This window comes from Desulfonatronospira sp. (genome assembly GCA_003563255.1).
Classification (GTDB): domain Bacteria; phylum Desulfobacterota; class Desulfovibrionia; order Desulfovibrionales; family Desulfonatronovibrionaceae; genus Desulfonatronospira.
The window spans coordinates 1-3,817 of record PWSL01000105.1 but is presented as its reverse complement, the minus strand read 5'-3'; the positions used below and the strand labels follow the sequence as shown (position 1 = coordinate 3,817).

Here is a 3,817-nt window from a genome sequence, read left to right as displayed (position 1 = left end):
TGGCTTTGGCATAGTTGATCTGAAAATACTCCTGTAAAACCGGTTCCAGAGCTCTGAGGCTTTCACGTTCTTCCAGGGCCCGCTGCCTTTGGGCCTGAAGCTTTTCAGCAGTTGTAACCCGAATAATATTATCAATAATCTCCCTGCCCAGGTCTTTTTGGTCAAGTACTATGACCAGGGCCTGATCCCAGGGGACGTCATGCAATCTCAGCGATATCTTTCCTCGCACATCTTCATCTAACACCATGTTGTACTCTGTGTGATGGGTAATCAGACGCAGTACGTGCTCTATTTCAGCATTTTGAAGGTCAATGGAAATAGGATCCCCGGAATACTTCTGCTGCTCCCTGGCAAGCGGTCCTTGCTGGTCCGGCTGCCCCATTTCCTGTGTACTAGGGGATAGGAGGGTCCGGGAGGAGCCATCAGGTACTTCGCCGGAATTATCGGTAAACCTGAATGTCAATTCCTCATGTGTATTTTTTACATGCACTACGGGTTCACGGGACCATACCCAGGTAAGCAGGGTTCCATCATCAGTATTTCTGAGCAATACAGACTTCAGAGGGGAATTCAGTTCATCCAGGCGATAGAGTCTGACCAGGCCGGGTGCAGTTGATACTTCAGGCAGCAGGGTATGCATCCTCCCGCTGTCCCTGCTTTTCACTGAGGGATCAAAAGGCCCCTGGCCCAAAAGCTGAACATGCAGGGCATCATGCTGGTCCATCCAGAAGTCAATTTCCTCTAAATATCCCTGCCCCTCAGAGCCCGGGGATTGCCGGGCTGAAGATATATCCCGGCAGAATACGGTGCCTGGATAGGCCCCCAGAAAAATCAGAAGCAATGTTAACAACAGGGCTGTGAGATTCACCTTCATCCATTGACTCCCGAACGTAGCCTCAGAATACTGCGGGTTTTTTCAAGCCCATATGGCCCTTGAATATATTCCCTGACCACTACCCTGTCCTGGTGTATTTCCACCACTTCACCCTGATTGGAACCCAGCCTGGTGCCCTTGTGCAGCACAAAGCCCTTGCCGTCAGGCATTTCCACCATGGCCATGATTTCCTGGGCCCGGCCGGGAGCCTGCATGACGCCTACCAGCTTCAGTTGCCCCAGTTCAACGCGCTCCAAAGGGGTCAAAGGTCTGAGACGTTCCAGGCTGGGAACGCTGTCGACAGGCTCCTCCGGCATGACAAATGGTACAAAGGGGTCCTGCAGGCCCTGGGGATCATATTCTGGATAATCAACCTGCATCCATTCAGGTTCAGGAAGGGGGCTTACAGAATCATCGGCTGCAGCACCAGGCGTTACCCATGCAACAGACATGAAAAAAAACAGTAAAAGCGGCTTTGACAGGACATTGAGGTTAAACACGGCTACTGGTCCTCCCGGGGTTCCTGTTCATCCAACGTCAAGGCCCTGTAGACCCGGAGCCTGGATTCGGCAGTCAGTGTTCTGTGCCTGGAAAACTGCTGCTGATCCACGGGGCGCAGGCGCAGGCTTTCAAGGCTGACCAGCCGGTCCAGTCCAGCAAGGGCATCAAAATAACTCATGAGATCGTGAAAGCGTCCTTCCAGGCGTAACTGGACGCTACGACTTGCAAAGTAATCATGCTCCTCTTCGCTTCCAGGCTGAAAAAGAAGAAAGCGGACCCCTTTTTCATTGCCCAGACGTTCGAATGAAGCCAGCAGTCTTTCCAGGGCATGCGTATCTGCAGGCAAAAGGGTCCTGGCCAGCTCCAGCTCATGCTCTATGCGGCGGGCTTCCTCTTCCTTCTGTTCCAGGTCCTCTGCCTGTCTGGAATAAGTCAGAATGTCAATTTCCAGTGATTCCAGTTCGGATTCCAATTCGCTTATGCGCTGCATTTGGGGGCCAATGAAAAAATGCCATGAACCTCCCCCGATAATAATAATCAGAAGAGCCAGGATAAGGAGCCTGCGGCCCATGCTCACGGATTCCACCGCGCTGATTATTTGCTGTCTGCTGATTTTCATGATTTTACTGATCATCCTCAGTCTTAAGGGTCAGCTTGTCAGGGATAGGTTCTCCTGCCTGTACCCGGAAGTCGAATTCCACCAGGTCCAGGTCCTGGACTTGTCTTCTGGATGTCCTCCTGGTGTTGACGGAGTGTACATAAGGTGAGCGCCTCAATTCGTCCACGTATTGGGCAAAAACCTGGTTGTCCATTACCACCCCCCGGATTTCCAGCATACCGTTTCCGTCCAGGTCCAGGGATTCAAACCAGACCCTCTGTTCCGGGAGACTCCTGACAAGGGCCTCTATATAGCGCACAGGCAGGTGTTGAATGCTTCGTATTTCCCTGATGGCTTGAATATTGGACTGCATCTGTTCCATCTGTTCTTTGATGCGGTTGATGTGTCCGACTTTCTGTAAAAGCTCATGCCTTTGATCTTCTTTTTGGGTCACCCTGTCCTCCAGACTGGATACGTGGGTGCCGGTCCAGACTATCATGCCTGTGCAAAGAATACCCAGGATTAAGAGAAGGGCCAGGGCCAGCACAAGCTGTTTTTCAGTCTGCGATACTCTGTATCTCCTGGAATGCGGCAGCAGGTTGATTTTGATCATGGTTTAGATGAATCCTCTCAAGGCAAGGCCAGTGGGCACTGAAAACTGGGGTTTGATGGCTTCCAGGTACTTGGGGTCAAAATCGTTGGCCTTTACCTCCACTTTTTTCCAGGGGTCCATGTGTCGCGTACTTATCTTCAAATCTTCCTCCAGAATGTTGCCGATCCCCTGGAAAAGGCTGCCGCCGCCAGAAAGAAAAAGATGTTCAGCCTGTTTTACTGCAGGTATTGAAGTCTGGTAAAAACTTACCAGCCTCTTTATTTCAGAGGCCCAGGAATTCAGGACTTTAGTACATTCCAGGCTGATGCGCTTTTTGTCCCCCATGTCCAGCGCGGCTGGGCCCTGCATTTTCTGTTCTTCTGCCTTTGCAGTGTCCACCTCAAGGGCTGCAGCAATGGCATCAGTGAGTTGCTTGCCTCCAAAGGACATCTCTCGAAAAAAAAGGGGCTGGTTTTTCCAGAACACGGCAAAAATGCTTTGCAGCCCGCCGATATCCAGAAGATAGGCAGGCTGGGAGGCGAGTTCAGGATAATTGAATTCGAAGCAGTTACTCAGAGCAAAGGCATCCACATCCACTAAGCTCAGATTAAGACCGGATTTATCCATTACCTGTTTTAATTCCTGGACCACTTTTTTTTCGTGGCCACAAGAATGACTTCCTGGCTTTCGTTTTCCGGTTCCGGTTCAAGGAGGTGGTAGTCCAGATAAACGTCGTTTATGTCGAAGGGGATATACTGCCCGGCTTCTTGGCTGATTTTGTCCTGGATCTCTTCAGGTGAGGACCTTTCAACAAAAATTCTTTTAACTATTACCGAATGTCCTGCAAGTGAGGATATCACGGATTTGTCCTTCAGGCCCAGTTTTGACCATGCCTTGCTTATTCTTGCACCTTTTGCATCATGATCCTTATGTTCTGACTCGGACCAGGCAACCCTGGCAACCCTTTCAAGCTGGGGGCTTTTGCCTTTCCGGGCCAGACTGACGGTTTTGGCCCATGTGCTGCCCAGATCCAGGCTGCAGGCGGGATTTCTTGTCTGGAGAAAGTTGAACATAATGATACTGGTTAACTCATTTGCGGCACAGCTGATAAATTATTCGTAACCATTCAGAGGGCACTCAGTTGTAGTTCCTGGCACAAGGTCTGGGGACTGTCCCCGCTAAGTACTATCTTTGAAGGTTCACACAACTTAGCGTTTGTCATATTTTAATTGTGCAGGAAAGGTGTTGCGGG

Annotated in this window: 4 protein-coding genes and 1 pseudogene; all 5 read right to left on the bottom strand. The window is 50.5% G+C overall.

Annotated elements, in window-relative coordinates; genetic code table 11:
• The coding region (locus QZP87_RS03100) for a secretin and TonB N-terminal domain-containing protein (protein ID WP_291321452.1) at positions 1–874 on the bottom strand (874 nt) is incomplete at its 3' end.
• A complete protein-coding gene (locus tag QZP87_RS03095; protein WP_291321451.1) occupies positions 871–1,374 on the bottom strand; it encodes a pilus assembly protein PilP in 504 nt (167 codons plus the stop codon). The genes QZP87_RS03095 and QZP87_RS03100, both read right to left, overlap by 4 nt.
• Positions 1,375–1,376: 2 nt before the next feature.
• Positions 1,377–1,994, bottom strand: a complete 618-nt coding sequence (pilO, locus tag QZP87_RS03090) for a type 4a pilus biogenesis protein PilO (protein WP_291321450.1) — start codon at positions 1,992–1,994, stop codon at positions 1,377–1,379.
• A gap of 4 nt (positions 1,995–1,998) precedes the next feature.
• Positions 1,999–2,586 (bottom strand): PilN domain-containing protein, encoded by a 588-nt coding sequence (locus QZP87_RS03085; protein ID WP_291321449.1) that lies wholly within the window; start codon positions 2,584–2,586, stop codon positions 1,999–2,001.
• A 3-nt stretch (positions 2,587–2,589) separates the two neighbouring features.
• Positions 2,590–3,638: pseudogene (pilM, locus tag QZP87_RS03080) on the bottom strand (type IV pilus assembly protein PilM).
• Positions 3,639–3,817: the final 179 nt, after the last annotated feature.

Bases quoted from the DNA above. Each gene is read 5' to 3' on its own strand.
- pilO (WP_291321450.1), bottom strand. From the start codon at position 1,994: ATGAAAATCAGCAGACAGCAAATAATCAGCGCGGTGGAATCCGTGAGC.
- QZP87_RS03085 (WP_291321449.1), bottom strand. From the start codon at position 2,586: ATGATCAAAATCAACCTGCTGCCGCATTCCAGGAGATACAGAGTATCG.